The organism is Chitinophaga pinensis, from assembly GCF_007896845.1.
In the GTDB taxonomy this organism is placed as follows: domain Bacteria; phylum Bacteroidota; class Bacteroidia; order Chitinophagales; family Chitinophagaceae; genus Chitinophaga; species Chitinophaga pinensis_C.
Genome location: NZ_VOHS01000011.1, coordinates 135,802 through 160,310, shown reverse-complemented (window position 1 = coordinate 160,310; position 24,509 = coordinate 135,802). Strand labels below are relative to the sequence as shown.

Annotated in this window: 23 protein-coding genes; 11 read left to right on the top strand and 12 right to left on the bottom strand. The window is 45.4% G+C overall.

Annotated elements, in window-relative coordinates:
• Positions 1–108: 108 nt before the first annotated feature.
• The 3 genes from plsX to FEF09_RS13755 form a co-directional block, all read right to left on the bottom strand.
• Positions 109–1,050 carry a phosphate acyltransferase PlsX gene (plsX, locus tag FEF09_RS13765; RefSeq protein ID WP_146305653.1) on the bottom strand — a complete coding sequence of 314 codons (942 nt, stop codon included), beginning with the start codon at positions 1,048–1,050 and terminating at the stop codon, positions 109–111.
• A gap of 44 nt (positions 1,051–1,094) precedes the next feature.
• Entirely contained in the window at positions 1,095–1,289 is a 195-nt protein-coding gene (gene rpmF / locus FEF09_RS13760) for a 50S ribosomal protein L32 (RefSeq protein ID WP_012793868.1), read from the bottom strand.
• A gap of 78 nt (positions 1,290–1,367) precedes the next feature.
• Entirely contained in the window at positions 1,368–1,904 is a 537-nt protein-coding gene (locus FEF09_RS13755) for a YceD family protein (RefSeq protein ID WP_146305652.1), read from the bottom strand.
• 166 nt (positions 1,905–2,070) lie between these two features.
• Here FEF09_RS13755 and FEF09_RS13750 point away from each other — a divergent pair, with 166 nt between their 5' ends.
• Complete coding sequence (locus FEF09_RS13750; protein WP_146305651.1) at positions 2,071–4,092, top strand: ATP-binding protein; 2,022 nt, start codon at positions 2,071–2,073, stop codon at positions 4,090–4,092.
• Between the two features lie 208 nt (positions 4,093–4,300).
• On the opposite strand, the gene FEF09_RS13745 is transcribed toward FEF09_RS13750, so the two are convergent.
• Complete coding sequence (locus tag FEF09_RS13745) at positions 4,301–5,182, bottom strand: fructosamine kinase family protein (RefSeq protein ID WP_146305650.1); 882 nt, start codon at positions 5,180–5,182, stop codon at positions 4,301–4,303.
• Between the two features lie 16 nt (positions 5,183–5,198).
• Between FEF09_RS13745 and FEF09_RS13740 the strand changes: the two genes are divergently transcribed.
• Positions 5,199–6,284, top strand: coding sequence for a DUF3810 domain-containing protein (locus tag FEF09_RS13740; RefSeq protein WP_146305649.1), 1,086 nt, complete (start codon positions 5,199–5,201; stop codon positions 6,282–6,284).
• Positions 6,285–6,287: 3 nt separating this feature from the next.
• Positions 6,288–8,897 (top strand): MGH1-like glycoside hydrolase domain-containing protein, encoded by a 2,610-nt coding sequence (locus FEF09_RS13735; protein ID WP_146305648.1) that lies wholly within the window; start codon positions 6,288–6,290, stop codon positions 8,895–8,897.
• Between the two features lie 130 nt (positions 8,898–9,027).
• On the opposite strand, the gene FEF09_RS13730 is transcribed toward FEF09_RS13735, so the two are convergent.
• A complete protein-coding gene (locus tag FEF09_RS13730; protein WP_146305647.1) occupies positions 9,028–9,975 on the bottom strand; it encodes an arginase in 948 nt (315 codons plus the stop codon).
• A gap of 262 nt (positions 9,976–10,237) precedes the next feature.
• Between FEF09_RS13730 and FEF09_RS13725 the strand changes: the two genes are divergently transcribed.
• The gene (locus FEF09_RS13725; RefSeq protein WP_146305646.1) at positions 10,238–11,377 is read left to right on the top strand and encodes an acyl-CoA dehydrogenase; all 1,140 of its coding nucleotides are present in this window, start codon (positions 10,238–10,240) and stop codon (positions 11,375–11,377) included.
• A 209-nt stretch (positions 11,378–11,586) separates the two neighbouring features.
• On the top strand, positions 11,587–12,264 hold the full coding sequence (locus tag FEF09_RS13720; RefSeq protein ID WP_146305645.1) for a YggS family pyridoxal phosphate-dependent enzyme: 678 nt from the start codon (positions 11,587–11,589) through the stop codon (positions 12,262–12,264).
• A gap of 93 nt (positions 12,265–12,357) precedes the next feature.
• Here the strand turns inward: FEF09_RS13720 and FEF09_RS13715 are convergent, their stop codons facing one another.
• The 3 genes from FEF09_RS13715 to FEF09_RS13705 all read right to left on the bottom strand — a co-directional run bounded on the left by FEF09_RS13715 (position 12,358) and on the right by FEF09_RS13705 (position 14,804).
• Entirely contained in the window at positions 12,358–13,200 is an 843-nt protein-coding gene (locus tag FEF09_RS13715) for a sigma-70 family RNA polymerase sigma factor (protein ID WP_146305644.1), read from the bottom strand.
• A 39-nt stretch (positions 13,201–13,239) separates the two neighbouring features.
• Positions 13,240–13,701 (bottom strand): carboxymuconolactone decarboxylase family protein, encoded by a 462-nt coding sequence (locus tag FEF09_RS13710; RefSeq protein WP_146305643.1) that lies wholly within the window; start codon positions 13,699–13,701, stop codon positions 13,240–13,242.
• A gap of 260 nt (positions 13,702–13,961) precedes the next feature.
• Positions 13,962–14,804: an alpha/beta fold hydrolase gene (locus FEF09_RS13705; protein WP_146305642.1), complete on the bottom strand. Its 843-nt coding sequence runs from the start codon at positions 14,802–14,804 to the stop codon at positions 13,962–13,964.
• A 139-nt stretch (positions 14,805–14,943) separates the two neighbouring features.
• On the opposite strand from FEF09_RS13705, the gene FEF09_RS13700 reads away from it, so the two are divergent.
• Positions 14,944–15,303: a VOC family protein gene (locus FEF09_RS13700; protein ID WP_146305641.1), complete on the top strand. Its 360-nt coding sequence runs from the start codon at positions 14,944–14,946 to the stop codon at positions 15,301–15,303.
• A 75-nt stretch (positions 15,304–15,378) separates the two neighbouring features.
• Complete coding sequence (locus FEF09_RS13695) at positions 15,379–16,620, top strand: TlpA disulfide reductase family protein (RefSeq protein WP_261387475.1); 1,242 nt, start codon at positions 15,379–15,381, stop codon at positions 16,618–16,620.
• A gap of 94 nt (positions 16,621–16,714) precedes the next feature.
• Here the strand turns inward: FEF09_RS13695 and FEF09_RS13690 are convergent, their stop codons facing one another.
• From FEF09_RS13690 to FEF09_RS13680, 3 genes are all read right to left on the bottom strand, one after another.
• The gene (locus FEF09_RS13690) at positions 16,715–17,023 is read right to left on the bottom strand and encodes a YtxH domain-containing protein (RefSeq protein ID WP_146305639.1); all 309 of its coding nucleotides are present in this window, start codon (positions 17,021–17,023) and stop codon (positions 16,715–16,717) included.
• Between the two features lie 61 nt (positions 17,024–17,084).
• Positions 17,085–17,807, bottom strand: a complete 723-nt coding sequence (locus tag FEF09_RS13685) for an SRPBCC family protein (RefSeq protein ID WP_146305638.1) — start codon at positions 17,805–17,807, stop codon at positions 17,085–17,087.
• A 158-nt stretch (positions 17,808–17,965) separates the two neighbouring features.
• The gene (locus FEF09_RS13680) at positions 17,966–18,619 is read right to left on the bottom strand and encodes a hypothetical protein (protein ID WP_146305637.1); all 654 of its coding nucleotides are present in this window, start codon (positions 18,617–18,619) and stop codon (positions 17,966–17,968) included.
• Positions 18,620–18,762: 143 nt separating this feature from the next.
• On the opposite strand from FEF09_RS13680, the gene FEF09_RS13675 reads away from it, so the two are divergent.
• Positions 18,763–19,611: a DUF1080 domain-containing protein gene (locus tag FEF09_RS13675; RefSeq protein ID WP_146305636.1), complete on the top strand. Its 849-nt coding sequence runs from the start codon at positions 18,763–18,765 to the stop codon at positions 19,609–19,611.
• A gap of 383 nt (positions 19,612–19,994) precedes the next feature.
• Positions 19,995–21,176, top strand: coding sequence for an acyltransferase family protein (locus tag FEF09_RS13670; RefSeq protein ID WP_146305635.1), 1,182 nt, complete (start codon positions 19,995–19,997; stop codon positions 21,174–21,176).
• On the opposite strand, the gene FEF09_RS13665 is transcribed toward FEF09_RS13670, so the two are convergent.
• Positions 21,109–22,482, bottom strand: a complete 1,374-nt coding sequence (locus tag FEF09_RS13665) for a glucoamylase family protein (protein WP_186774335.1) — start codon at positions 22,480–22,482, stop codon at positions 21,109–21,111. The two genes, FEF09_RS13670 and FEF09_RS13665, sit on opposite strands and share 68 nt — an antisense overlap.
• Before the next feature lie 364 nt (positions 22,483–22,846).
• On the opposite strand from FEF09_RS13665, the gene FEF09_RS13660 reads away from it, so the two are divergent.
• Together FEF09_RS13660 and FEF09_RS13655 are read left to right on the top strand one after the other, a co-directional pair.
• Positions 22,847–23,353: an RNA ligase family protein gene (locus tag FEF09_RS13660; RefSeq protein ID WP_222596965.1), complete on the top strand. Its 507-nt coding sequence runs from the start codon at positions 22,847–22,849 to the stop codon at positions 23,351–23,353.
• Positions 23,319–24,446 carry an AAA family ATPase gene (locus FEF09_RS13655; protein ID WP_261387474.1) on the top strand — a complete coding sequence of 376 codons (1,128 nt, stop codon included), beginning with the start codon at positions 23,319–23,321 and terminating at the stop codon, positions 24,444–24,446. Before FEF09_RS13660 ends, FEF09_RS13655 begins: the two co-directional genes overlap by 35 nt.
• Positions 24,447–24,509 lie beyond the last annotated feature (63 nt).

Here is a 24,509-nt window from a genome sequence, read left to right as displayed (position 1 = left end):
ATTGTCTATCTGTCTCCGCTGTATGCTGATTCCTGATCTTAATTGAAAAAAAATACCGTCTCAAAGAAGAGACGGTATCAATACCTTTCATTTTCGATAGGATGTAAACTATTTCACAAAACTTTCGCGGATTTTATCCAGCAGCTTTGTTTGGATCATCTGTTGAGCCAGTGAGATCATGTTCTTAAAGGCGGTAGCCTGAGAGATACCATGACCGATGATTACCGGTTGTGACACACCCAGTACAGGGGTACCACCATAGCCTTCGAAGTTAAACTTCTGTATGTAATCATCTTTGATATTGCGTCTTAAAGCGATATCGTGAAATGATTCAGCCATTTTCAGCACTACGTTGCCGGTAAAACCTTCACACACAATCACATCTGCTTTGTTGGTGAGGACGTCGCGTCCTTCCACATTGCCGACGAAGTTCAGTTGCGGATGTTCCTTGAGTAAGGGGTAAGTTGCCTGAGCCAGGAGATTTCCTTTTCCTTCTTCTTCACCGATATTCAACAGACCCACGGTTGGATTGTTGATTCCCAGGATGTGTTTGGAATAAAGGGAGCCAAGGACAGCAAACTGTACCAGATTCTCTGGTTTACAATCAGCGTTGATACCAACATCCAGCAGAAGCCCGAAGGATCCATCTTCCCTTGGAACGGGAGTGGATATAGTTGGCCGTTGTACACCTTCTATTGCTTTGATGGAGTAGAATGTACCAACCATCATAGCGCCGGTGTTACCGGCACTGATAAATGCATCGATCTTTCCTTTCTGTAAGAGATGGAAGCCGATGCCAATAGAGGACTGCGGTTTTTCCTTCAGCGCCTTGGTAGGATGTTCATTCATCCCAATTACCTGAGATGAATGAACAACTGAATATTTTGATTGGTCTAACTGTGCATCTGCTAATAAGGGCGCCAGAGCTTCCTCATCACCGATCATCACCAGATGCGCATCAGTAGCAACAGTGTCGAAAAATAATTTTACTCCTTTTACTGCTTCGAGAGGGGCGAAGTCGCCACCCATCATATCAAGCCCGATTCTCATGAACGTTTAGGTTTGTCTGTTTGGTCGGGGTAAAAATAGTAAAATTATTTAGTGCTGCTTTGTTTTTCCAATACTACTTTTCCTCTGTAGTACAGTTTGTTCTCTACCCAGTGAGCACGATGTCTCAGGTGCACTTCACCAGTTGCGCTATCAGTGCTTAAAGTATCCGCAAAGGCCTTGTAATGCGTCCTTCTCTTAGCTGATCTTTGCTGAGAATGTCTGCGTTTCGGATTTGGCATCTTATTTAAGTTTTAATTGTCCGTGTTTAAGTTTAATAAAGTTAGTATCAATCTCCGCCTTCGACGTACACTGAATGTTTAGTTGTCACGAAATTTATCCAGACCTTTCCAGATCGGATTTTCCTTTTCGTTTGCCTGCCGGTTCATCTGGTCCAGCATATCAAGGATCTTTGGGTCACAACCGCTTTGTCCTGTACTGTCTGCCGGGTGAATACGCTGCATAGGGATGCTGAGATTAATAAACTCATAGATCCAGTCAGCCACGTTCAGATGTGATTCCGTTAAAGATATAAAAGAAACATCTGTATCATCCTCCTCATTTAGCTCATCCGGATTGTTCGCCAATTTTACAACATGTTCAAAATCATCCCATAGTTGTAAATCGAATGGCTGTCCGCAACGATCGCAATTCACAGTAACAGTTCCGCCGATCTCAAACTTCAACAGGAAAAAATTATTTTTCTTGTCTAAGAGCAACTTTACAGTTGCCTTGCAATTGCTGAAATCCTGCGGGCCGTAGTTTTCAAAGAAACTATCCGTAATTTGGTACTCAAATGTATGCTCTCCGGGCTTCAGTCCCACAAAGGCAATATCAAATTGACGGAGTGCTTTCATAATAAAATCCTCACTTTTAGAGGGATGCAAAGGTAACCAAATATTTCCAATTGCAAAAATTTCCTAATTTTGTGATTCCCAACATAATATTATATATTGTATACTGTATAAAATTATGTACAGGAGCGCCAACTTACGCGCCAACTTCCAACCAGTCCTATAAAGAATGGCCAAAGCCCGGATCAAAGGTACGAGAAAACATCCCACAGCCCGTAGTTTATCTGCGGACAATCTCGCTATATTTTCACTTCCTATCAGTGTATTACTGCAAAATAGTAATGCAGGTGTACTCGTAACCGATGGCAATCACCGGGTTATCTGGGTAAATTCCGTCTTCGAACAAAATGCCGGTCCGGAGGCCACGCACATCTTCGGCATGTCCTATACCGCTATTATCCGATATTTCAGCCGTATGGTCGAACATGTGGATGACTTTGAGCAAAAAATGAGAGACCTCCGTCTGAAAAAGAAGCCTTATTTCGGCTGGGAGATCATTCTCCGGGATGGACGCATATATGAAGTCAGCTACAATCCTTTAATAGAAAAACGGCGTTTTATGGGCAGCGTCTGGCAGATTGTGGACGTTTCCCGCCATAAAATGCCCCGTTCCCAGCTGGATCTCGCCCGTAGACAGGCAGAAGAGGCCAGAGGTGCCCAGAAGGAATTTCTGGCCAGTATGAGCCATGAAATCCGGACACCTCTGAACGTCATCGTTGGTATGACTCACCTGCTGGAAGAAACGAATCTTGATCCTAAACAACGGGATTATATTAATATACTAAAACACTCTTCAGGCATCCTCATGGGCCTGATTTCTGATATTCTGGACCTTTCAAAGATCGAAGCCGGCGAATTACAGGTCAACCAGCGCGAGTTTAATCTAACCGAACTGGTCCAGTCCCTCCGCCATACCTTCGAACTGAAAATAGGTCAGCGACCGGTCAGTATTTCCGCCTCCATCGATCCACAACTGAAAACCTGGCTGGTAGGAGATGACATGTTGCTGAACCAAATACTAATGAACTTGTTAGGTAATGCAGAGAAATTCACACGCGAAGGTGCAATAGCCATTAACGTGAAACTGGATTCCTGGCAGGAAGATAAGTGTTGGGTGACCTTTCAGGTATGCGATACCGGTATCGGCATCCAGAAAGATAAACTGGAACTCATCTTTCAGAACTATAAACAGGCAGAACAGGAGATCCGGGAAAATTATGGTGGCACAGGATTGGGATTAGCCATATCCAAACAGTTGGTCGAACTACAGGGCGGCAGCATCGTTGTCGAAGAAGCCGACGGCTTCAGCACCTGTTTTTCCTTTACACTGCCCTTTATTGATACCCGCAAACCTTTTGTTTCTAATACAAGGTCAGGACATATGAAAAGGCAACCCAACTTTTCAGCAGCCAAAGTACTGGTGATTGAGGATAATCCCATGAATCTCCGGTATATTATCAGTCTGCTGGAAAAATATAATATTCAGCACCAGCTGGCGACCAATGGGCCGGATGCACTCTATTTTCTGGATTCGCGTTTATATGACCTGATTTTACTCGATATTCGTATTCCCGGTCTCAATGGCCTCGAACTGGCCATACAGATCAGACAGGACGAAGCTAAACCCAACGTAGCCACGCCGCTCGTTGCAACAACCGCCCTGGCCATGGAAAGCACTTTTACGCAGGCCAGACAAGCAGGGATCACAGATATTTTAACGAAACCTTATACACCAGACCAATTATTGCAGGTATTGAATAAATATCTGAATGATGACGAAACAGAATTAATAATGGAAGAGCCTACAAACATTTCCGGATTTGAGTTCCATAACGAGCTGGATGTAAAGTACCTGAATACTTTATACGAGAACAATATATCTTACGCCGCCGACCTCTTTGAGATCTTTCTAAAAACGATCCTGGAGGAAGTTGTGAAGATCAGAAAGCTGGTGGAAGACCGTGACTGGGAACAACTCAAATTTCAGGTGCATAAACTGAAACCTAACTTCGCTATGGTGGGCCTTACCTGGATCACCAGCAAAATGCAGCAGCTGGAAAATACGCTGAACAGTAATATCGCTACGCCACCTGAAGAAGTAGAAGCCGTATTTGCAGGCATCTCACGCGACCTCGACAAGTTCTATCCCATTATAGAACAGGAGTACGAACGGATGAAGCATATGCAGTAGCCAGCTGGAAATTAAGAATGAAGAAGTGAGTAAATAGTGCCGTAAGAGGGTTTAATAAGTAGTCCTGGCATATTGACTGATCGATTTTTTCTCATAATAATAAAGGGCGTCCAACATTGGTTGGACGCCCTTCTTATTATCTTCTATGATCAGCATATGATTCAGATGTATTTTTTATCGGACCAACATGCCTCCCAATGTTTAATTCTTAATTGAAATTATCTAAAATGTCCTTCACACTATTATAATAGCTTCCGCCGAATAACAGCAAATGCACTAATAAAGGATACAGCTGACAGATACCGATACGTTGCTGCCAGCCTTCTGCCAGCGGATACATCGTCTGATAACTGAAGAAGAAACGGGTGTCAAATCCACCAAACAGTCTCGCAGTTGCCAGATCCATCTCACGATTGCCATAATACACCGCAGGATCATATACGCAGGCCCTGCCATCACTCCCTACCATATAGTTACCCGACCAGAAATCTCCATGTAACAAGGAAGGCTGCTCATCCGGGAAGATCTGTGGCAGATGCTTCCACAATGTCTCCATCTGCGTCACCATTTGTTTATCGATCACCTGACGATCATATGCTTCCCTCGTCAGTGGTTGCAGCCGATTGAATGCATAGAAAACAGACCAGCTGCTGTAAGGTGTATTATATTGTTTGATATTGCCTATATAGTTAGCCTGCGGTAAACCGAAATGTTGCTGCGTATGCCGATGCATACGTGACAGATTGGCGCCGAAGTTCTCCCAGAAGTCAGGATTGATACGGCCTTTCTCCATAAATTCCGTTACCAGAAAGACTTTACCACCCGAACGGCCCGTAGCCAGTGGACGTGGTACAGACAGGGTGTTTGTCGCGGATAATGTCTCCAGTCCCATAAACTCCCGTTCAAACATGTCAGGATAGTTATGCGCGTCATTCATCTTAAGGAATAGCAGACCATTGTCCGTATTCAGCTTAAAAACTTCATTTATATCTCCTCCGGGTAGTTTTTCTGCGTAATTAATGTGTATTTTCATTCCCGACTGACAGGAAAGTGCAGATGTCAGCTCACCCATTAATATTTCATCGGTCATTCTTTAGCAGGTTGATATGGATTTTAAAATAAAGGTAAAGGGCATTGGTATACGTATACTGATCACCGTGATTTGCATCTTGTTGTTGCACGCTCTGTTCGCTTTCAGCCATAGGTTTGCTGAGTTTTACTTTCATAGGTTATACGTTTGGATCAGTTTACTACTCCGGAAGGTACTGGGGAAAGTTCCTTTCAGTATCGGCGACGTAATTTATGCCGCCTGGATTATTACTTCGGTCATTTATCTGTTAAAGATATGTTATAAAATTTTAAAAAAGCAATGGAAGCTTTTAGGAATCCAGTTTCTGCAGGGTATTCAGGCATTATTATCTGTCTATCTGATATTTATGCTGTTCTGGGGATATAACTACGACCGGAATTCCCTCGAAAGCGACCTCTCCCTCGAAGTCAATGAGTATAATACAGATCAGCTATACCGGCTGACCGATACATTGTTGCAACAGGTAAATCAATATAAAATCGCGCTCGGGGATACTGTCCATGCCACCCACCCCGGTACTGACAGTGCCGCCATGTTCAGTCAGGCAGTAAAAGCCTATGAGGCAGCGGTGGAAAAATGGCCCGGACTCCGCTATAAAAGCCCCTGTATCAAACCTTCTTTATACGGTCACTGGATCAACTATATGGGGGTCGGAGGTTATCTGAACCCCTTCACCGGTGAAGCGCATGTCAATGTCACCACCCCCGGATTCCTGCAGCCATTCACCATTTGTCATGAAGTGGCACACCAGCTGGGGTACGCTCCGGAAGAAGAAGCAAACTTTGTTGGCTATCTTGTGGCAGGGAATTCGCCCGATGTACATTTCAGATATGCGGCTAACTTTGAGATGTTTATGTATAGCGTCAGACAATTGCGCCGGCAGGATACCACCCGCGCAGGGGAACTCTGGCGTAAGGCTGTGCCAGGCATCAGGGCCGATATGCGGCAGATAAGGGACTTCTATGACCAATACCGCAGTCCTGTGGATGATTATACCGCCATGATCTATGATCAGTATCTTAAAGCGAATAATCAGGAAAAAGGCATCCGCAGCTACAGTGAAGTAGTCGGCTGGCTAATTGCTTATTTCAAGATCAGATAAACTATGAACAAGGAACAACAGAGATTACAGCAGAATGGATGGAAGAAATGGGGCTCTTATGTGAGTGATCGTCAATGGGGAACTGTCAGGGAAGATTATAGCGCTGACGGTAATTCATGGGACTATACCACACACGATATGGCCCGTAGTAAAGCATGGAGATGGGGTGAAGACGGCATCGCAGGTATATCTGATGAAAAGCAGTTGTTGTGTTTCTCGCTCGGACTCTGGAACGGGAAAGACCCCATCCTCAAAGAGCGCTTCTTTGGCCTTACCAATGCGCAGGGCAATCATGGTGAAGACGTAAAAGAATTATACTATTACCTCGACGCCACACCCACACACTCTTACATGAAAATGCTGTATAAGTATCCCCAGCGGGAATATCCTTATCAGCGCCTCATTGATGAAAATGCCCGCAGAAGCAAACAGGAAGAAGAATTTGAACTGCTCGATACCGGTATCTTCAACGACGACAAATATTTTGACGTCTCCATCGAATATGCAAAAGCCGGTCCGGATGATATCCTGATCAGCATCACCGCTCATAACAGAGGGCATGAAGCCGCTGACCTGCACCTGCTGCCCACCGTATGGTTCAGAAATACGTGGGTATGGGGCAGGCATCCCTATAAACCTGCAATGTGGGCTGAAGGGGATAATGCAGTACGCATTGCACACGAGAAAGTCGATATCCAATATCTGTATCAGGAAGGGGATGGAAATATATTATACTGTGAAAATGAGACCAATAACCGTCGCCTGTATAATGTAGACAGCAATACCCTCTATCCGAAAGATGGGATTAATGACTACCTGCTGCACGATGCCAATACCATCAATCCGGAAAAGAAAGGCACCAAAGCCGCCGTACATTATAACTTTTTTGTACCGGCAAAAAGTCTGGCTACCGTACGCCTGCGGCTGACCAACAAAAAGTCAGACACCCCTTTTGCCGATTTTGACAGCATTTTCCAGACCCGCCTCGCAGAAGCAGACGAATTCTATAACGATCTTCAGACAGGCATCAAAAGCGAAGATGAAAAAATGGTACAGCGTCAGGCGCTGGCCGGTATGTTGTGGAATAAACAATTCTACTCCTATAAGGTACAACAGTGGATGGACGGTGACCCTGCCGGGCCGCCTCCGCCGCAGGAAAGACTCAACGGACGTAATAAGAACTGGAAACAGCTCAATAACGAAGACATCATTTCCGTACCGGATAAATGGGAATTCCCCTGGTACGCTGCCTGGGACCTCGCATTTCACTGCGTGACTCTGGCCATGGTAGATCCGGATTTCGCCAAACAGCAATTACGCCTCCTCACAGAGGAATGGTATATGAACCCCTCCGGGGAATTTCCGGCCTATGAATGGGCGTTCGGGGATGTCAACCCACCCGTACATGCCGGGGCGACTTACAGGGTCTTTAAACAGGATGCGGCTATCACCGGACGGAAAGATTACGAATTCCTCGAAACGGTCTTTCATAAACTGATGATCAACTTCACATGGTGGGTCAACAGGAAGGACAGCAGTGGCAGCAACATCTTTGAAGGAGGTTTCCTCGGACTGGATAATGTCGGCGCTTTTGACCGTAGTATGCCGCTTCCCAGTGGTATCAGGCAGGAACAGGCTGACGCAACCAGCTGGATGGCCATTTATGCCCTCAATATGCTGCATATTGCTTTGGAACTGGCCAGCTATAACAAGGTGTATACAGGCATGGCTACCAAATTCTTTGAACACTTCCTTTACATCGCAGGCGCCATGGCCAGTATGGGGGATGTGGAAAACGGCCTGTGGGATGACAAAGACGAGTTCTATTATGACCAGATCCGTACCGCTGATAATAAGGTGGAACGACTCCGGCTCAGAAGTATGGTCGGACTGATACCACTGTTCGCCGTAGAGGTGATTTCTACTGAAACCCTGAAGAACAACCCGGCTTTCGAAAAACGTATGTCGTGGTTCCTGCGCCACAGACCTGATCTCGCACAGCTGGTATCCCGCTGGAATGAGGAAGGTCAGGGTAATAAACACCTGCTCAGCCTTCTCCGCGGTCATCGTATGAAAAGACTGCTCAGCAGAATGCTGGATGAAACAGAATTCCTGAGTGAATACGGCGTACGCTCCCTCTCAAAACAATATGAGCATGATCCTTTTGTGTTCTGTAAAGACGGTGTGGAACTGCGGGTAAACTACCTCCCGGGCGAAAGTGACAGCTATACCTACGGAGGCAACTCCAACTGGAGAGGACCGGTATGGATGCAGATGAACTTTCTGATGATAGAAAGTCTGCGCAAATTCCATTATTTCTATTCGGACGATTTCAGAATCGAATATCCGACCCGCAGCGGTAACTACTATTCTCTGAAGGAAGTAGGTACCAAACTGGCAGAAAGATTACTGAAAATATTCCTGAAAGATGAAAATGGCAGAAGAGCGGTGTTCGGAGCCAATGAAAAGTTACAAACAGACCCTTATTTCAATGACCTGATACAATTCCATGAATATTTCCATGGAGATACAGGAAAAGGACTGGGGGCTGCCCATCAGACAGGGTGGACCGGATTAGTCGCTAATCTGATAAAAATGAAGAATAATCCCTGATTAAAGGCGGATCAAGTCCACCTCATATCCGGATCAAGTCCACCTCTTATTCGTCAGCAATACGCAAAAAGACCTGTTTCAGTAAGAACATACCGTTCCCCTGAAACAGGTCTTTTTTATGTAAGCAGGCTTAGTTCAGTAACAGCACATTGACGCTGCGCTGTAGTATGTTAAAGGCGATTTCCGCCATTAAATTCTCTTTGTCAAGGGTAGGATTCACTTCTGTGATCTCAAAACAGCAGACTTTCCGGTGCTGCATGAATTTGGAGATCAGGTCTTCCACCTCACGCTCCCGCAGGCCATTGGTCACCGGGGTACCGGTTCCTTTGGAGATAGAGGAATCCAGACTGTCCACATCAAAAGAAACATAAATATATTCGCAGTCACTGAGATAACGGAATACAGAACGGGCAATCTGTTCAGGACCTTTACGGCGTACCTCATTGGTGGAGATCACTTTCATGCCGTAAGACTTGATCAGGTGCTCTTCTTCTTTTTCATAATCCCGGAGGGAGATGAAAACAATGTCTTCGGGTAAGATCTTCGGGGCGATACCGCCAAGATTCTTCAGGGCATCCCAGGTTTTGATCGTATTGGCATCCACATCATGCACTTTACATTCCAGATTGTCTTCTGCAATGGAAATGGCAACAGGCATACCGTGCATATTACCGGAAGGTGTTGTAAAAGGGGTGTGCAGGTCGGCATGGGCATCGATCCAGATAGCGCCCAGTTTTGCTTTGGGACGGGCCATTTTCAGTCCGGCGATGGTGGCGCCGGCAGTACTATGGTCGCCCGATAGTACCACGGGAAACCAGTTTGTTTTTACCGTCTCGCAAATGCTTTTGCTGATCCTTTCATATAAGGTCAGGGTACCTTTGATACGTTTGGCATAGGGAGATTCAATCGGTTCAAACAGCAGCTTGTTTTCTGTTTCTATTGCTTCGGTAGGGAAGTGCACAAAGAAATTACTCATAAAATCCAGTGCAGCTATTTTGATGGCTTCCACTCCCAGACTGGCCCCGCGGGTACCAGCCCCAATCTCCGATTTCACCTCAATGATCTTGATATTTTTCATAAAAGAAAGTTATCCTGCTACAAGCTACACGATTTTAACAGAACGGTTATCGCAGCCTATTGTCGAGGCGTATATCCACTTGCGGTAAAAGATAAAACAATTGCAATAAGGACGCTGTATCTTCAAATAATCTTTAATGTTTTGCATAGAATGATGGATAACAATGAATTTTAAAGCCCCCATTTTTTTACATGGGTATTAAAAAATAGCTTTGAAAAACTGATAAGTCATAAAACCCGTAAAACACGTAAAACACGATTCCATGGATTTTCAACTTACTGAAGAACACCTCATGATACAAAAGGCGGCCCGTGATTTCGCCGTAAATGAATTACTCCCCGGCGTAATAGAGCGTGACGAAAAACAGATCTACCCCGCAGAACAGATCAAAAAACTTGGTGAACTGGGCTTCCTTGGCATGATGGTAGACCCGAAATATGGTGGCGCCGGACTGGATACCGTCTCCTATGTGCTGGCCATGGAAGAGATCTCCAAAATAGATGCCTCCACCTCCGTATGTATGAGTGTAAACAACTCCCTCGTTTGCTGGGGACTGGAAACCTACGGTACCGAAGAACAGAAACAGAAATACCTTGTTCCCCTTGCAAAAGGTGAGATCACCGGCGCATTCCTGTTAAGTGAACCGGAAGCCGGTTCTGATGCGACATCTCAACGTACCAAAGCAGAAGATAAAGGAGACCATTATCTGGTAAATGGTACCAAAAACTGGATCACCAACGGTAACAGTGCCAGTGTCTATTTAGTGATCGCACAGACCCATGTTGAAAAAGGCAGTAAAGGCATCAATGCCCTGATCGTCGAGAAGAATTCTCCGGGTGTGGTAGTCGGCGCTAAAGAAAACAAAATGGGTATCCGCGGTAGTGATACACATAGTATCATGTTCCAGGATGTAAAAGTGCCAAAAGAGAATAGGATAGGAGAGGACGGTTTCGGCTTCAAATTCGCCATGAAAACACTGGCAGGCGGCCGTATCGGTATTGCTTCACAGGCATTGGGCATCGCCAGCGGCGCCTATGAACTGGCCGTTAAATATGCGAAGGAAAGAAAAGCCTTCGGCAAAGAGATCAGTCAGCATCAGGCCATTCAGTTCAAACTGGCTGATATGGCCACCCGTATAGAAGCTTCCAGATTATTATGTCTGAAAGCAGCCAGAGAGAAAGACCTGCATCTGGACTATACACTCAGCGGTTCTATGGCAAAAGTATTTTCATCCGAAACGGCTATGTGGGTAACCACAGAAGCGGTACAGGTACATGGTGGTTATGGTTATGTGAAAGAGTACCATGTGGAACGCCTCATGCGTGACGCCAAGATCACACAGATCTATGAAGGTACCAGCGAAGTACAGCGTATCGTAATCGGCAGAGCTATTTTAGGTTAGTCACTTACACCAGAACAATCTTTACGTCCCGGGATATCGTTTCCCGGGATGTTTTTTACATATACTGGCTACTTAGCTCCCCCTGCTATATACTTGTATAAAGTATTTACCACCTACTCCCTTACAATTGAATCTGCTCCGTCTTTTTATCAGCGACCTCCCGTACCGGCTTATTTGCAATTCGCTTCTGATTGCGATACTTTTGCACTATGTCAGTCAATTTACCCGCTTTTCAGAAAATAAACGAACAGCTCAAGCCTTATAATGCGAAGCTCGTAGCCGTTTCCAAGATTAAACCAGCCTCAGATATACAGGCACTGTATGATGCCGGTCAGCGTATCTTCGGAGAGAACTACGTGCAGGAATTGCAGGAAAAACAGCCTTTGTTGCCTGCTGATATCGAATGGCATTTCATCGGACATCTGCAATCCAATAAAGTAAAATACATCGCACCTTTCGTCAGTATGGTACATGCGGTAGACAGTCTGAAACTACTGGAAGAGATCAGTAAACAGGCGGCTAAACATAACCGTACGATCCGTTGTCTGCTGCAGGTGCATATCGCCACAGAAGAAACGAAATTTGGTCTGGATGAAAAGGAGTTGCTGGAACTGCTGGAAGCTTATAAACAGCAGGAAATACGCTTCGCGAATATTCAGATTGCAGGTCTGATGGGCATGGCAACAAATACAGATGACATGCAGCAGGTGCGTAATGAGTTCCGCCACCTGCACGAATTGCAGCAAAATATGAAACAACGCTTTTTCCCGGATACGGACGCGCTCACTGAATTATCCGTAGGTATGAGCGGAGACTATACCATTGCTCTCGAAGAAGGCAGTACAATGGTACGTATCGGTAGTATGCTTTTCGGCGCAAGATATTGATCAATGCTTCCCCGGAAGTTTTATACATACAGGGTGTCCACCATATAGCGGACACCCTGTATTGTTTTAATCATGGCAGAAGAATAGCGGGCTTTACTTCCCTATATTTTTTAACTTGTCCGGATCCAATACGGTGGATATCTGCAGAATTTTACTATCCTCCGGAGAAATAGTGAACACCTGACAACCATACAGCTTTTCACCCAGATAAAAGAGCAGGGCAGGCTGGTGATTGATCATGGTAAACTCAAATTCAAATTCCCGCTGGTATTTATTGTAAGTGAATACAAGCAGTTCGGATACATCCTGCAGACCGGTACAGATCTTCCGGGCTACATGCAGGTTCTTACCACCATCTGCATAGAATACGATATCCTGCGACAGCATATTTTCCAGTCTTTGCGTATCTCCTTTACGGATAGCGTGCAGGTACTGATCGAGTAAGGCGGCCGAGACAGTCTTGTTATTCATCGGGGCGCCCTGTCTGCGCTGATCCAGTTTTGCCTTTGCACGACTGAGCAGTTTACGGGATTGCTCTACCGAAGCGGAAAGCACTTCTGCTATCTCATCATGGGAATACCCAAAACCTTCTTTCAGTATAAAGACAGCCCTTTCTTTTGGGTTGAGTTCTTCCATCAGTATAAGCATTGTGTAGGAACCGATATCCTGCAGATGCAGCGCTTTGTCCGCCTCTTCCGTAGCTACCGGTTCCGGTAACCATACGTCTTCGTAATTGACAGTTTTACGCTTGTTCTTTGCATTGATCGACTGGTTAATAACACTGCGTACCAGATACGCTTTTTCATTCCCGATGTCTTCTCTGTTTGCAGCAACATAATTGGATAACACATCCTGTATGGTGTCTTTTGCATCCTCTACAGACCCAAGAATATTGTATGCGTATGGAAACAGTGTGTATTGATAATCTTTCAACATAATATAACGTGTGATCGTTGCTGAAAATAAACAGTTTGCTTAAGCGTACTGGCCAACTTTGTAATGACCGGGTGTCGTTCTGAAGGTCTTGTTCAGCCTGTTCCACGTATTAACAGTTGCAATGGCCATGGTCAGTTCTGTAATCTCTTCAGTCGTGAAATGTGCTGTCAGATCATCGAAGATAGTATCATCGATATCCTGTTGATTGGCATTGGTCAGTGCTTCTGTGAATGCCAGTGCTGCACGTTCTTTTGCATCATAATAAGGAGATTCCCTCCATGCAATCACTCCATGCAGGCGTACCTGTGTATCACCATAATGGATGGATTCTTTATGGTGAATATCCAGACAACAGGCGCAACCATTGATCTGGGAAGCCCTGTAGTACAGGAGTGATAATAATTTCTGGTCAATATTACAGGTTTTCAGATAAGCGCCGATCTTTCCTAATGAAGTCATCAGTGCTGCGGGTATTTCCTGAATAGAGATTCTCTGTGTCATATCAGTACGTTTTTTATGTGATTAAGATCTTGTACGGTAATATGACAAGGTGGAAAATCAAAACGTGACAGAAATATTAAAAAAACTTTCAGCGGTAATCAGGAAGCCCGTTTATCGCGGTTAAAGTCACCTTTTATACTAAACCAGTGTGTGTCTGTCAGATCATCTGGTGGCACTAAAGTGTCGTCTCCGTAGTTGAGCAGTACGGCCACATAGGCAAGAGAAAGACAAAGTTTTATATCTTTTAAAAGGATCCCTGACTATTGATGCAGGTAGTCAATGATCTTTTCCAATACCCGCGGATCCCTGATGATCCTGTAATGTCCTTCACCTTTTATCTTAAATCCTTCTACATCAGGATGTTTTGTCAGGAAATACCGGGACTGCTCAGGCGAAATGATCTCATCATTTTCATCATAGATGAACAGCATACCGTCTGTTTTCACAGCAGAGAATTGCTGGTGCATATCCATGGTAGAGATATCATCCTGTAGCGTCTTTTGTACAATATCAGGAATGGCCTTTCTCACCTTCTTATCCAGTCCCATTTGCTCATAAGCATCATCAAAGATGGCCGGCGCTGAAATAGAGGCCGCAATGATGATGAGCTTAGGCATGTGTACCTGTTCTCTGGCCAGCGTCAGGGTTGCTGCCAGACCGCCGAATGAATGTCCGATAATACCATAAATATCAGGATGTAGTTCCAGAAAAGCCCTGATCACATGCATCCACTGGATCAGATTACTGTTTTTGCCTGTGGAGAACCCATGTGCAGGTTGATCGAACGAAATGACCTGATACCCGTTTTCCACCAGAGTGTTGACAATATGCCCGAAATCCAGCGCACTGCCTCCCCAGCCGTGCAACAACAGGATTTTCCGTCCACTGTTGCCCCAGGTATATGTTTTCACATTGATCTGTTGTTTGCTGAATGCATAGGCCGTCAGTGCGGTATTAGTTTCTGTTGCCGCTTGTCTGAGATTGAGATGGTGAGAACGGAAGGTTCGCTTAGGCGGTTTGCTGAAAAAATGAAGGAAAGTTTTGGCCGCTATCTGTGGAGATATGCTGCCAATAATAGAAAAGGCTAACTTGTATTTTTTCATGTCCTTGCTTTAAAGGCTTGATAACTATGTCAAAATCCGCTTTATCCGCCATCTCAAAGGTAAATCTATGTGGGCACAGTTTGCATTTACTAATTATGTTTTTTACTTTAGGAAGGCACTTTAAGGAAGTTTAGGAATTATGATACAATTAAACCTGGTAGTTATTAAGACCAGCAGACAGGAAGAACAGGTCAGATTCTACAGCACATTAGGCATTACATTCGACGCACACCGCCACGGCAACGGACCTTATCATTACGCATGCTCGCTGGACGGACTGACCTTTGAAATCTATCCTTTGCCAAAAGGCACAACCGAACCCGATACCACCACCCGACTGGGATTTACTGTGGAAAATCTGAATGATACCCTTCAGCGACTGGAAGAACTGGGGGTAGAAACCGTACAGGCACCCGCCAGTACCGAATGGGGATATGCCGCTGTGGTAAAGGATCCTGATGGCCGCAGGATCGAACTGGTAGAAAGATTAATAAAATAAGTTTTGTTAGTTTTACTATACTCTACTAATATTGTAGGATATTTGATGAATACCACAATTGACGTAAACTTTAATATGAAGAAAATTTGGCTTTTGTTATGCCTTCCGGCATTTATCTTCGGCACACAACTGGAAAAATGGGATCTGGAGCCAGGCGTCTGGCAAGCCAGTCTGCATAGAAAAGACGGAGCAGATATCGTTTTTAACTTCGAAGTAAAGGATAGCGCCCGCAAAAAACTTATCTACGTACTGAACGCAAACGACCGCCTGGTGGTGGATGATGTGAAGATACAGGGCGATTCCGTATTTATTAAGATGCCTTTCTTTGATTCTGAGTTCAGAGCCTCTTTCACGAAAGAAGGACAGCTGCAGGGTAACTGGATACGTCACCTTGCTGACAAAGACGTAAGCATCCCATTCACCGCCGCTCACAACGTAAAACAACGCTTTGAACAACATACACCTGCAAAAGGCAATGTAACAGGTCGTTGGTCTACATGGTTCACTTCTCCGGGAAAAAGCGATTCTTCCTTTGCAGTAGGTGAATTCAGGCAACAGGGCAATATCGTACATGGTACTTTTCTGACTTCAACCGGAGACTACCGCTTTCTGGAAGGTATTGTAGACGGTGATACCCTGAAACTCTCCACTTTTGACGGTTCTCATGCTTACTATTTCACCGCACAGGTAAAAGACAACACTCTGGAAAATGGTGTGTTTTATGCTGGTATTGGTGATGGAAAAGAAGAATGGACCGCTGTAAAAGATGACAAGGCAGCACTGCCGGATGAAACTTCACTCGCTGGTGCAAAACCGGGAAGTGGACGCCCGACTTTCTCTTTCCCTGACATCAATGGTAAAAAGGTCAGTTTCAGCGATAAGCGCTTCGAAAATAAAGTAGTGGTGATTACGATCATGGGCTCATGGTGTCCAAACTGTATGGACGAAACCGGTTTCCTGTCAGAATGGTATAAAGAGAATAAAGCGCGTGGAGTAGAAGTGATCGGTCTGGCCTACGAACGTACAACTGATTTCGCAAAATCACAGAAGGCCCTGCAGGGTTTCCTGAAAAGATTTGATGTGAACTATCCGGTACTGATCACTGGTGTAACTGTCAGCGATCCGGAAAGAACAGAAAAGACGATTCCGCAGATCACAAAGATCAAAGGTTTTCCGACTACCATCTTTATCGATAAGAAAGGAAATGTAAGAGAAGTACATACAGGCTTCTCCGGTCCGGGTACAGGCGAACATTATGAAACTTTCAAGAAAGATTTCAACAGCCTCGTAAACGTTCTGCTGGAAGAAAAATCATAAATCAGATACGCACTAACCCAATAAAAAGAGGCGGTAGCAGCTATAGCTGTACCGCCTCTTTCCTTTTATTGCTGGTCATCCGTTGTCAATTATTTCATACAGCTTCCTTCGCATCTTTCTTGAAGCTCTTGAAGGATTCAATCGACTCATCCAGTAATGTCAGGATCCGCTCTTTCACGTCATCTTTCAGACCCGTTACTTCGTGTTCGAAAATATATTTCAACTCCGTTAATCCATCTGCACCTCTGCCTAATATTTTCTTCACGCGGCCCTGTAACTGATGGGCGGATTTTCTGATCTTTCTTCTTGTTTCCTCACCGCTATCAGGAGCAGTTAATAATCCGATAGCCAATCCTGCCGCAACACCAGCCAATGCTCCACATAAAATTTTCGCAGTGCTCATAAAAAATAATTTTTAAGGTGTAACAAATACTTGTACTTGATTTTTTCAAATATCAGGCCAGTCAGGCTGTTATTTCTCCGGTTTCTACATAATGTTTGAAACGCATCACATCTTTTTCCACCATCCTGTGGAATGCACTGTTCAGTAACCATGCGAGTCCGGTACCGACATATCCTGCCGGTGGACGATACGCGATCACAACCTCTATTTCAGTACCACCACCCAATGCATCTGAGAAAGTAACTTTACCCGCTGTGGCAATATTAGAGCCCGGTGCGGAACGCCAGCCGATGAGCGCGCCTTCTTCATCTTTGATAATCTCAGCATCCCATTCCAGCGTACCTATGCCGCCGGGACCTTTCACGATCCAGTGAGAATGATAATCGTCATGCTCAGTAATAGACGCCAGATGACGCATGAAATGAGGTAGGTTTTCCAGCCTGCGCCAGAAATTATACACCTCATCTCTTGGTTTATCTACAATAAATTTAGCCCGTACATTGACGGTGCTATTGTGTCTATCACTCATTCTTCTGCCGGCATAGGCAGATATCGGACAGTTCCCCGACATACCCCTGTAAAGCAGATAACCACCGGCTATCAGTCTCAGCAGACTCCTGATAGGATGTTTCGTAACATTGTTAATACCTGAAGTCGTCAGCATGGCGCCGCCGACAATAGATGCAATACGCCCCTGCTTGCTTACATTCAGGACATTCGACTGCTCATAGAGCCATGTAGCGCGGGGCTCGCCGTGTCCGTTTAAACTTCTGTATGTACTCATAAACAATGGGTTTTTGTAAATCAGATAAAGCGAAAATCTTGCTTAAATAGAAATGATTTGAAAATCAGTTGTTTATAATGCTATGCGATTGTGGAAACTGCGTATAAAATTGCCCATCCTAATAATCTGATCTCCAATATGCCTGTCTCATTCATACATTACTTATTCTCTTTCTCATTCTCCTTACCCTTCATCCGCTCTTCCAGCTCATGAAAGATCTCTTCCCCCCATCTTGGAGAAAGCTCGTCTTTTGGCTTAAAAACGGCAAAACGTTGTCCTGCTTCTTCCACAACTGGGGCTGCCTTCTTTTTGCCACCGCCAAACAGGGCAGGGGTATGATAAATGATAAGGGCTTTCATCAGATAAGCCCGGGGATTGGCACTGTCGGCCGCAATGGCCTTATCAGAATAATTACGGCTGTCTCCGCCCAGTGATATGCCTCTGGAATTGTTGGCATTGATGCGGGCTGATAACCAGTAAGCCATCAGTGTCAGCGTTTCTGTATTGTCAGGTTGGAGATCCAGTGCTTTTTTCACAAAAGGCTCCGCTTTCTCCGTACTCGGATCAGCCTGTCCCTTCGGTGCCCGGAAAGACGATTGCGTATACGCCCAGCCGGTGTAATACTGTAACAGCCATTCCTCCGGATGTGCCGATGCAAGCTTACCCAGCTTCTCCGCACCCTGTTGCCAGGTGTTGAAGTCACCGGTAGCCTCCAGCTGCCTGATCTCTGCCTTTAACGGCTGTTGCCAGTCCTCCGTCTGCGCCTTTGCCATAAAGCCCGTGAGTAATAGCAGTGTAGTAAATAATCTCATAAATATGCTTTGGAGTGAGTAATCCTAATTACATGCCAACTAGTTACACTGCACAACTCAGGATAATAACAGCTAACTGAGCGGAGTGGTTCTGTAATATTTGCATTTTACTCCCTATCTTAAGGCGATAAATAAACTGACGTATGAAAAAACTATTCACGTGCGGGCTGCTGCTGCTCTCACTCTCAGGAATGGCGCAAAAAAAAGCGGATAAAGGTTGGGTACAGCTTTTCAATGGAAAAGACCTGACAGGATGGGATATCAAGATTAAAGGCCATGACCTGAATGATAACTTTGGAAACACCTTTCGTGTGGAAGACGGACTGCTGAAAGTACGTTATGACCAATACACGAACTTTGATGAGCAATACGGTCATATCTTTTATAATAAGAACTATTCGGCCTATGTGGTGGTAGCGGAATACCGCTTTGTAGGCGAACAGGTAGCCGGTGGCCCGGGATGGGCCCTGCGCAACAGTGGGATCATGCTGCATGGTCAATCTGCTGCCAGCATGGGAAAAAATCAGGATTTCCCGATCTCACTGGAAGAGCAATTGCTGGGTGGTAATGGAACGGATCCCCGCTCTACCTCCAACCTCTGTACGCCCGGCACAAACGTAGTCATGAACGGTAAACTTATCACCGAACATTGTATCTCTTCTACATCAAAAACTTATCATGGCGAACAGTGGGTAAGAGCAGGTGCATTGGTACTGGGAGATTCCGTGATTAAACATTTCGTGTTTAATGATACCGTAATCGTGTATAATAAACCGCAAACCGGTGGTGGTAATGTGGAGTATGCAGATAGCATACTGGTGGCAGCCGGCCGCCCTCTGAAAGAAGGCTCTATCTCCCTGCAGAGCGAAAGCCATCCCGTTGATTTCAGGAAAGTAGAATTGTATGACCTGTCTCCCTATGTAAACGATCCGGTAAAACTGGAAGCCGTTTTAAGACAATTGCAGAAACAGGGATTGAAGAAGAAAAAATAAAAAAAGCCGGACACCACGGCTCAGGCCATAACGGCTCTCTGGAACGTGGTGTCCGGAATATTAAATTGAACAGCGCCATGCGGCGGCTTTGGTGGTCTCGGTGGTTTTGGCGGGCGCGGAGGAGCATGATGGGGTGGAACACAACTTGCCCCAACCAACAACAATCCCACTACGACAGTAAATAGTCTTTTCCGTTTCATGTTGCATGGTTTAGATACGATATAACAGAAACAAAATACATGCCGTTAACGTCCTCAACATTCCTACTGAACATTGACCGCATTCCACGCTTTTATAACCATTCATAAAGGGATGTTTCAAAGATGTGTAGAACTGTGTAATTTTATAACCCTGCCGCCCAAAATCCGCAGCCACCCATTTTAATGTCACAAGTATCCGCCTCTGGTAAACATTTTGCCGGATTAGACCATTTGCGCGCCTTCGCAATCGCCTTCGTATTTCTGTACCATTACCGCATTTTCAGACACCCCGATTGGATAGATACCATCGGTGGCTTCGGATGGACAGGTGTTGATCTGTTCTTTGTACTCAGTGGTTACCTTATTTCCTCGCAACTGTTTGCACAGATCAACCGTAATGAAGCCATCTCCTTCAGAGAGTTTTTTCTAAAACGTTTTTTCAGGATCATTCCTGCTTATCTGACCGTACTGGCATTGTATGTATTCCTGCCGGTATTCCGCGAAAAAGAAGCCATGGCTCCCCTCTGGAAGTACCTCACCTTTACGCAGAATATCGGGTTGCACCTGAAGGATAGAGGCACATTCTCACACGCATGGTCGCTTTGCATCGAAGAACAGTTTTATTTTATCTTACCCTTATTGCTCATTATGCTGGTGCGTTGGAAAGCACTGAAAGCAGGGCCATGGCTGATAGGATTGATCTTTGTCGGAGGATTTGCTATCCGCCTGTTCTCATGGTACACATTCGTAGCACCCGTGCTCGAACAGGATGGTTCATGGATAACATGGTATATGTGGATGTACTATCCCACCTTTACCCGTCTCGATGGCTTGCTCACGGGTGTGGCAATAGCAGCCTTATTTGCCTTCCTGCCTGCTGTAAAACAAAAGATTACTTCTCTGGGAAATAAACTGCTGCTGACCGGATTAATATTACTCGTCGGAGCATGGTTCCTTTGTGAAGATCCGATGAGTTTTGGGGCCTCCATTTTCGGCTTCCCTCTGATCGCTCTGGGATATGGTTGTATGGTGGCAGGTGCAGTCAGTGAAAGCAGTTTCCTGTATAAAAGCAAACTGGCTTTCACCGCTACATTAGCCATGTTATCATATGGTATTTACCTTTCTCATAAAGGTATTATCCACCTCACACAGATGGCTGTAGAAAAGATGGGTATACAAGCCGATAGCAACCTGTCACTGGTGATCTGTATCCTGACATGCGTGTCCACCGCATTCCTCCTGAATATAATAGTGGAAAAGCCTTTCCTGAAACTGCGTGATCGGGTTTTATCAGGATTTAATGCAGGTAAGGGCTCTGGAAATCAAGTTTCTTCAAACCAGCCTGTACTTCAGGACAACTCATAAACAGCTTCCACAGCAAACCACTCCGATAATTTTCTATCATCACAACGACAGGTCCCTGATCTATTGCCAGATACTGCTGTGGATACCAGTTCTCCGTTTCACTGAAGGCATCATAGAAGCCATATTTTCCAAAGATCTTAGTCCGCATATCATTATACCAGTGTACCATGGCCTGTTGGGAATACTCCGGCGTATAAGGCATTGAAGACAATGCTGCCGTCGGAGATATAACCCCCAGGTCATTGTTTGCACCGGGCGCATGTGCCGCATATCCTTTCACGGAATAACTGGCAGTCAATCCCCAGCTATCAGGACCATAGCCCTTATAATGCTTTGGATTCTGAATACACCACTCCCGGTTGATCAGCACATGATTGAGATTGTTTTCCCAATAATCGGCATACCGGTCTTTTAATCCGTGCGGATCCAGTCCGAGATAAGAGTAGTGCGACCAGAATAATGGTCCGCCGTACTCTCTGGCAAAATTATGCGACAACTTCAACGTATGCCCATAGGCGTTGATGCTGTCTTTGATAGCGCCATCTTTTGCCCATCCTTCATGATATACTTCCGCCGGAATACCATGTGTAGGAGAGGAGGCGGCCAGTATATACATGATCAGACATTCATTATAACCTGTCACCGGGAAATTCATCTGCCACTGATATTCAGGCGACCAGTGCCAGTACAGCACGTTCTTGCCATTCCTGTACCAGCTCCACTCTACCGCTTTCCACAACTGATCGATCTTTGCCGCCAGAGCTTTTTCGGCATCGTTTCCATTGGCGAAATATTGTCTCACACAAAGCAAACCCTGTATCATAAAAGAAGTCTCTACAAGATCTCCGCCATTGTCTTTTTGCCCGAACGGCTTCACCTTACCCGTTTCTCCATATAACCAGTGTGGCCACGCACCATGAAATCTATCCGCCTTTTCCAGAAAAGAAACGATTTTTGTCAGCCGCTCCAGCCCCTGCTCTCTGCTGATATATCCTCTTTCAATACCGGCCAGTAAAGCCATCACACCAAAGCCACTACCGCCCGATGTCACTACATTCATATCATTCTCCGGATACTTACCATCTACATGATAACGTTCTCTTGCCATACCACTGGCCGGTTCGGCACCATCCCAGAAATACTGGAATGTATGTTCTTCCACGATATTCAAAATGGAATCTGCTGATAAAGCCAGGGTATCTGTGGCCGTACTGTCTTTAGAAGACTGGTGGGAGGAAGAACCTCCACATGACATCATCGCTGGTATACTTACAACCAGCAAACTGAAGAATAGTGAGTTTCTCATAAACGTAATTTAAGGAAAATACTTACCTTCGCGTCTGATTAATAAAAACAGACAAACCTTGCGTCATGTAATATCACAGGCATATTAAACCTTGAATCCGCCACCTGCGTCCTGCAGGACTGGCCTGTGAATCTTTTGCTTATTAAAACCACCCCGATATGGCTATTTCTGAGAAATATGGCCGTACCTATCATTTTCCGTTCTCGCCGGGTACTACCAGCGACGATCGTATTCAGCATGATTACTGGCAACACATTACAGCCATCCCTCAGCTGATACACACGGAAAAACTGGACGGCGAAAATAATTGCCTGTCCCGCTATGGTGTATTTGCACGCTCACATGTAGCGCCTACTACATCTCCGTGGACAGAAAGTCTGCGCCGTTACTGGCAACTGATAAAAATGACCTCGGTCATCTGGAAATATTTTTGGAAAACCTGTATGCAGTACACTCGATCGCTTACAGTCAACTGGATCATCATTTCTATGTATTTGCTGTCAGAGAAAATGGACACTGGCTCAGCTGGGAAGAAACCTGCTTTTATGCAGCCATGCTTGACCTGCCCACCGTACCGTTGATCAAAACACTGACAACGCCGCAACATAAAGCAGACTTCGAAAATGAGATCCTTACAATCGTAAAAGGCACCGGCAGCTTCGATGCACATGATGCCGCCACTGGTGCACCGGCTACAATGGAAGGAATTGTTACGCGTAATGCCGCAGGATTCCCTGTGTCCGCATTCGCAGAAAATGTATTTAAATATGTCAGAAAAGGGCACGTGAAAACAGATGCGCACTGGACGCGCAACTGGCACAGAGCAGCCCTTAATTATGAAGGAGGTAACTATGTGGACCATCACCGATAATAAATCATGGGCATATCTGGAAGAACGTTACGACTGGATCCGTGATATGCAGGACGTTCCTCAGGATCCCGTACACCATGCTGAAGGCAATGTGGCTATACATACACAGATGGTACTGGCTGCATTGCAGGAACAGACCGCGTATAAGGCCTTGTCTGCACAGGATCAGGAAATACTCTGGGCAGCTGCATTGTTGCACGATGTAGAGAAACGCAGCACTACCGTTATTGAGCCCGACGGACATATCACTTCGGCGGGTCATGCACGTAAAGGAGAAGGCACGGCAAGACAGATCTTGTATCGTGAAATTGAAACTCCTTTTCATATCCGGGAGCAGATTGCCAGACTGGTAAAATTGCATAGTCTGCCCTTATGGCTACTGGAAAGAAGAGATCCCTTGCATACCATTATTCATGCATCGCTACAGGTAAATACCGCTCATCTCGCATTGCTGGCCCGCGCTGATATGCTAGGGCGTATTGCAGCTGATAAAGAGGAAATGTTATACCGTATCGATTGCTTTGAAGAATATTGCAAAGAACACCAATGCTGGGGTACCGCCTGGCCTTTTGAAAATGCTGATGCACGTATGCACTATCTGCGTAAAGGAGATGGTGCGCCGGGCTATGTGCCATACCATCCGCCGGCTGTGAAAGTGGTGATCATGAGTGGCCTTCCGGGAGCTGGTAAGGACACTTATGTAAAGAAACACTTTAAACAACCAGATTGGGAGATCGTCTCGCTGGATGATATCCGTGTAAAAATGAAGATCAGTCCAACGGACAAAAGCGGTAACGGCACCGTCGTACAGGCCGCCAAAGAACAGGCAAGGGTACATCTGCGTAACAAACGCTCTTTTGTATGGAATGCCACAAACACCACACATCAGATGCGGGAACAGCTGATCGCACTTTGTCTGCAATACGACGCACACGTCACCGTTGCATATGTAGAGGTACCTTATAAAGAGCTATTCCGGCAGAACGGTGGGAGAGAGGCCATTGTGCCCACCCCTGTGATGCATAAGCTGATAGGAAAACTCGAAATTCCTGATCTCACAGAAGCACATGAAGTAGTGTACCATGTACGCTAAAAATAAACAAGGGCCGGTATAACTTTACCGGCCTTTTTATTGTTATCTATCATATACGGTAAC

Coding starts and splice junctions, on each gene's coding strand:
- FEF09_RS13690 (WP_146305639.1), bottom strand. CDS start 17,023: ATGAGCACTGCGAAAATTTTATGTGGAGCATTGGCTGGTGTTGCGGCA.
- FEF09_RS13675 (WP_146305636.1), top strand. CDS start 18,763: ATGAAAAAACTATTCACGTGCGGGCTGCTGCTGCTCTCACTCTCAGGA.
- FEF09_RS13720 (WP_146305645.1), top strand. CDS start 11,587: ATGTCAGTCAATTTACCCGCTTTTCAGAAAATAAACGAACAGCTCAAG.
- FEF09_RS13725 (WP_146305646.1), top strand. CDS start 10,238: ATGGATTTTCAACTTACTGAAGAACACCTCATGATACAAAAGGCGGCC.
- FEF09_RS13700 (WP_146305641.1), top strand. CDS start 14,944: ATGATACAATTAAACCTGGTAGTTATTAAGACCAGCAGACAGGAAGAA.
- FEF09_RS13705 (WP_146305642.1), bottom strand. CDS start 14,804: ATGAAAAAATACAAGTTAGCCTTTTCTATTATTGGCAGCATATCTCCA.
- FEF09_RS13730 (WP_146305647.1), bottom strand. CDS start 9,975: ATGAAAAATATCAAGATCATTGAGGTGAAATCGGAGATTGGGGCTGGT.
- FEF09_RS13710 (WP_146305643.1), bottom strand. CDS start 13,701: ATGACACAGAGAATCTCTATTCAGGAAATACCCGCAGCACTGATGACT.
- FEF09_RS13735 (WP_146305648.1), top strand. CDS start 6,288: ATGAACAAGGAACAACAGAGATTACAGCAGAATGGATGGAAGAAATGG.
- rpmF (WP_012793868.1), bottom strand. CDS start 1,289: ATGCCAAATCCGAAACGCAGACATTCTCAGCAAAGATCAGCTAAGAGA.
- FEF09_RS13655 (WP_261387474.1), top strand. CDS start 23,319: ATGAAGGAGGTAACTATGTGGACCATCACCGATAATAAATCATGGGCA.
- FEF09_RS13745 (WP_146305650.1), bottom strand. CDS start 5,182: ATGACCGATGAAATATTAATGGGTGAGCTGACATCTGCACTTTCCTGT.
- FEF09_RS13680 (WP_146305637.1), bottom strand. CDS start 18,619: ATGAGATTATTTACTACACTGCTATTACTCACGGGCTTTATGGCAAAG.
- FEF09_RS13670 (WP_146305635.1), top strand. CDS start 19,995: ATGTCACAAGTATCCGCCTCTGGTAAACATTTTGCCGGATTAGACCAT.
- FEF09_RS13665 (WP_186774335.1), bottom strand. CDS start 22,482: ATGAGAAACTCACTATTCTTCAGTTTGCTGGTTGTAAGTATACCAGCG.
- FEF09_RS13755 (WP_146305652.1), bottom strand. CDS start 1,904: ATGAAAGCACTCCGTCAATTTGATATTGCCTTTGTGGGACTGAAGCCC.
- FEF09_RS13695 (WP_261387475.1), top strand. CDS start 15,379: ATGAAGAAAATTTGGCTTTTGTTATGCCTTCCGGCATTTATCTTCGGC.
- FEF09_RS13740 (WP_146305649.1), top strand. CDS start 5,199: ATGGATTTTAAAATAAAGGTAAAGGGCATTGGTATACGTATACTGATC.
- plsX (WP_146305653.1), bottom strand. CDS start 1,050: ATGAGAATCGGGCTTGATATGATGGGTGGCGACTTCGCCCCTCTCGAA.
- FEF09_RS13715 (WP_146305644.1), bottom strand. CDS start 13,200: ATGTTGAAAGATTATCAATACACACTGTTTCCATACGCATACAATATT.
- FEF09_RS13685 (WP_146305638.1), bottom strand. CDS start 17,807: ATGAGTACATACAGAAGTTTAAACGGACACGGCGAGCCCCGCGCTACA.
- FEF09_RS13750 (WP_146305651.1), top strand. CDS start 2,071: ATGGCCAAAGCCCGGATCAAAGGTACGAGAAAACATCCCACAGCCCGT.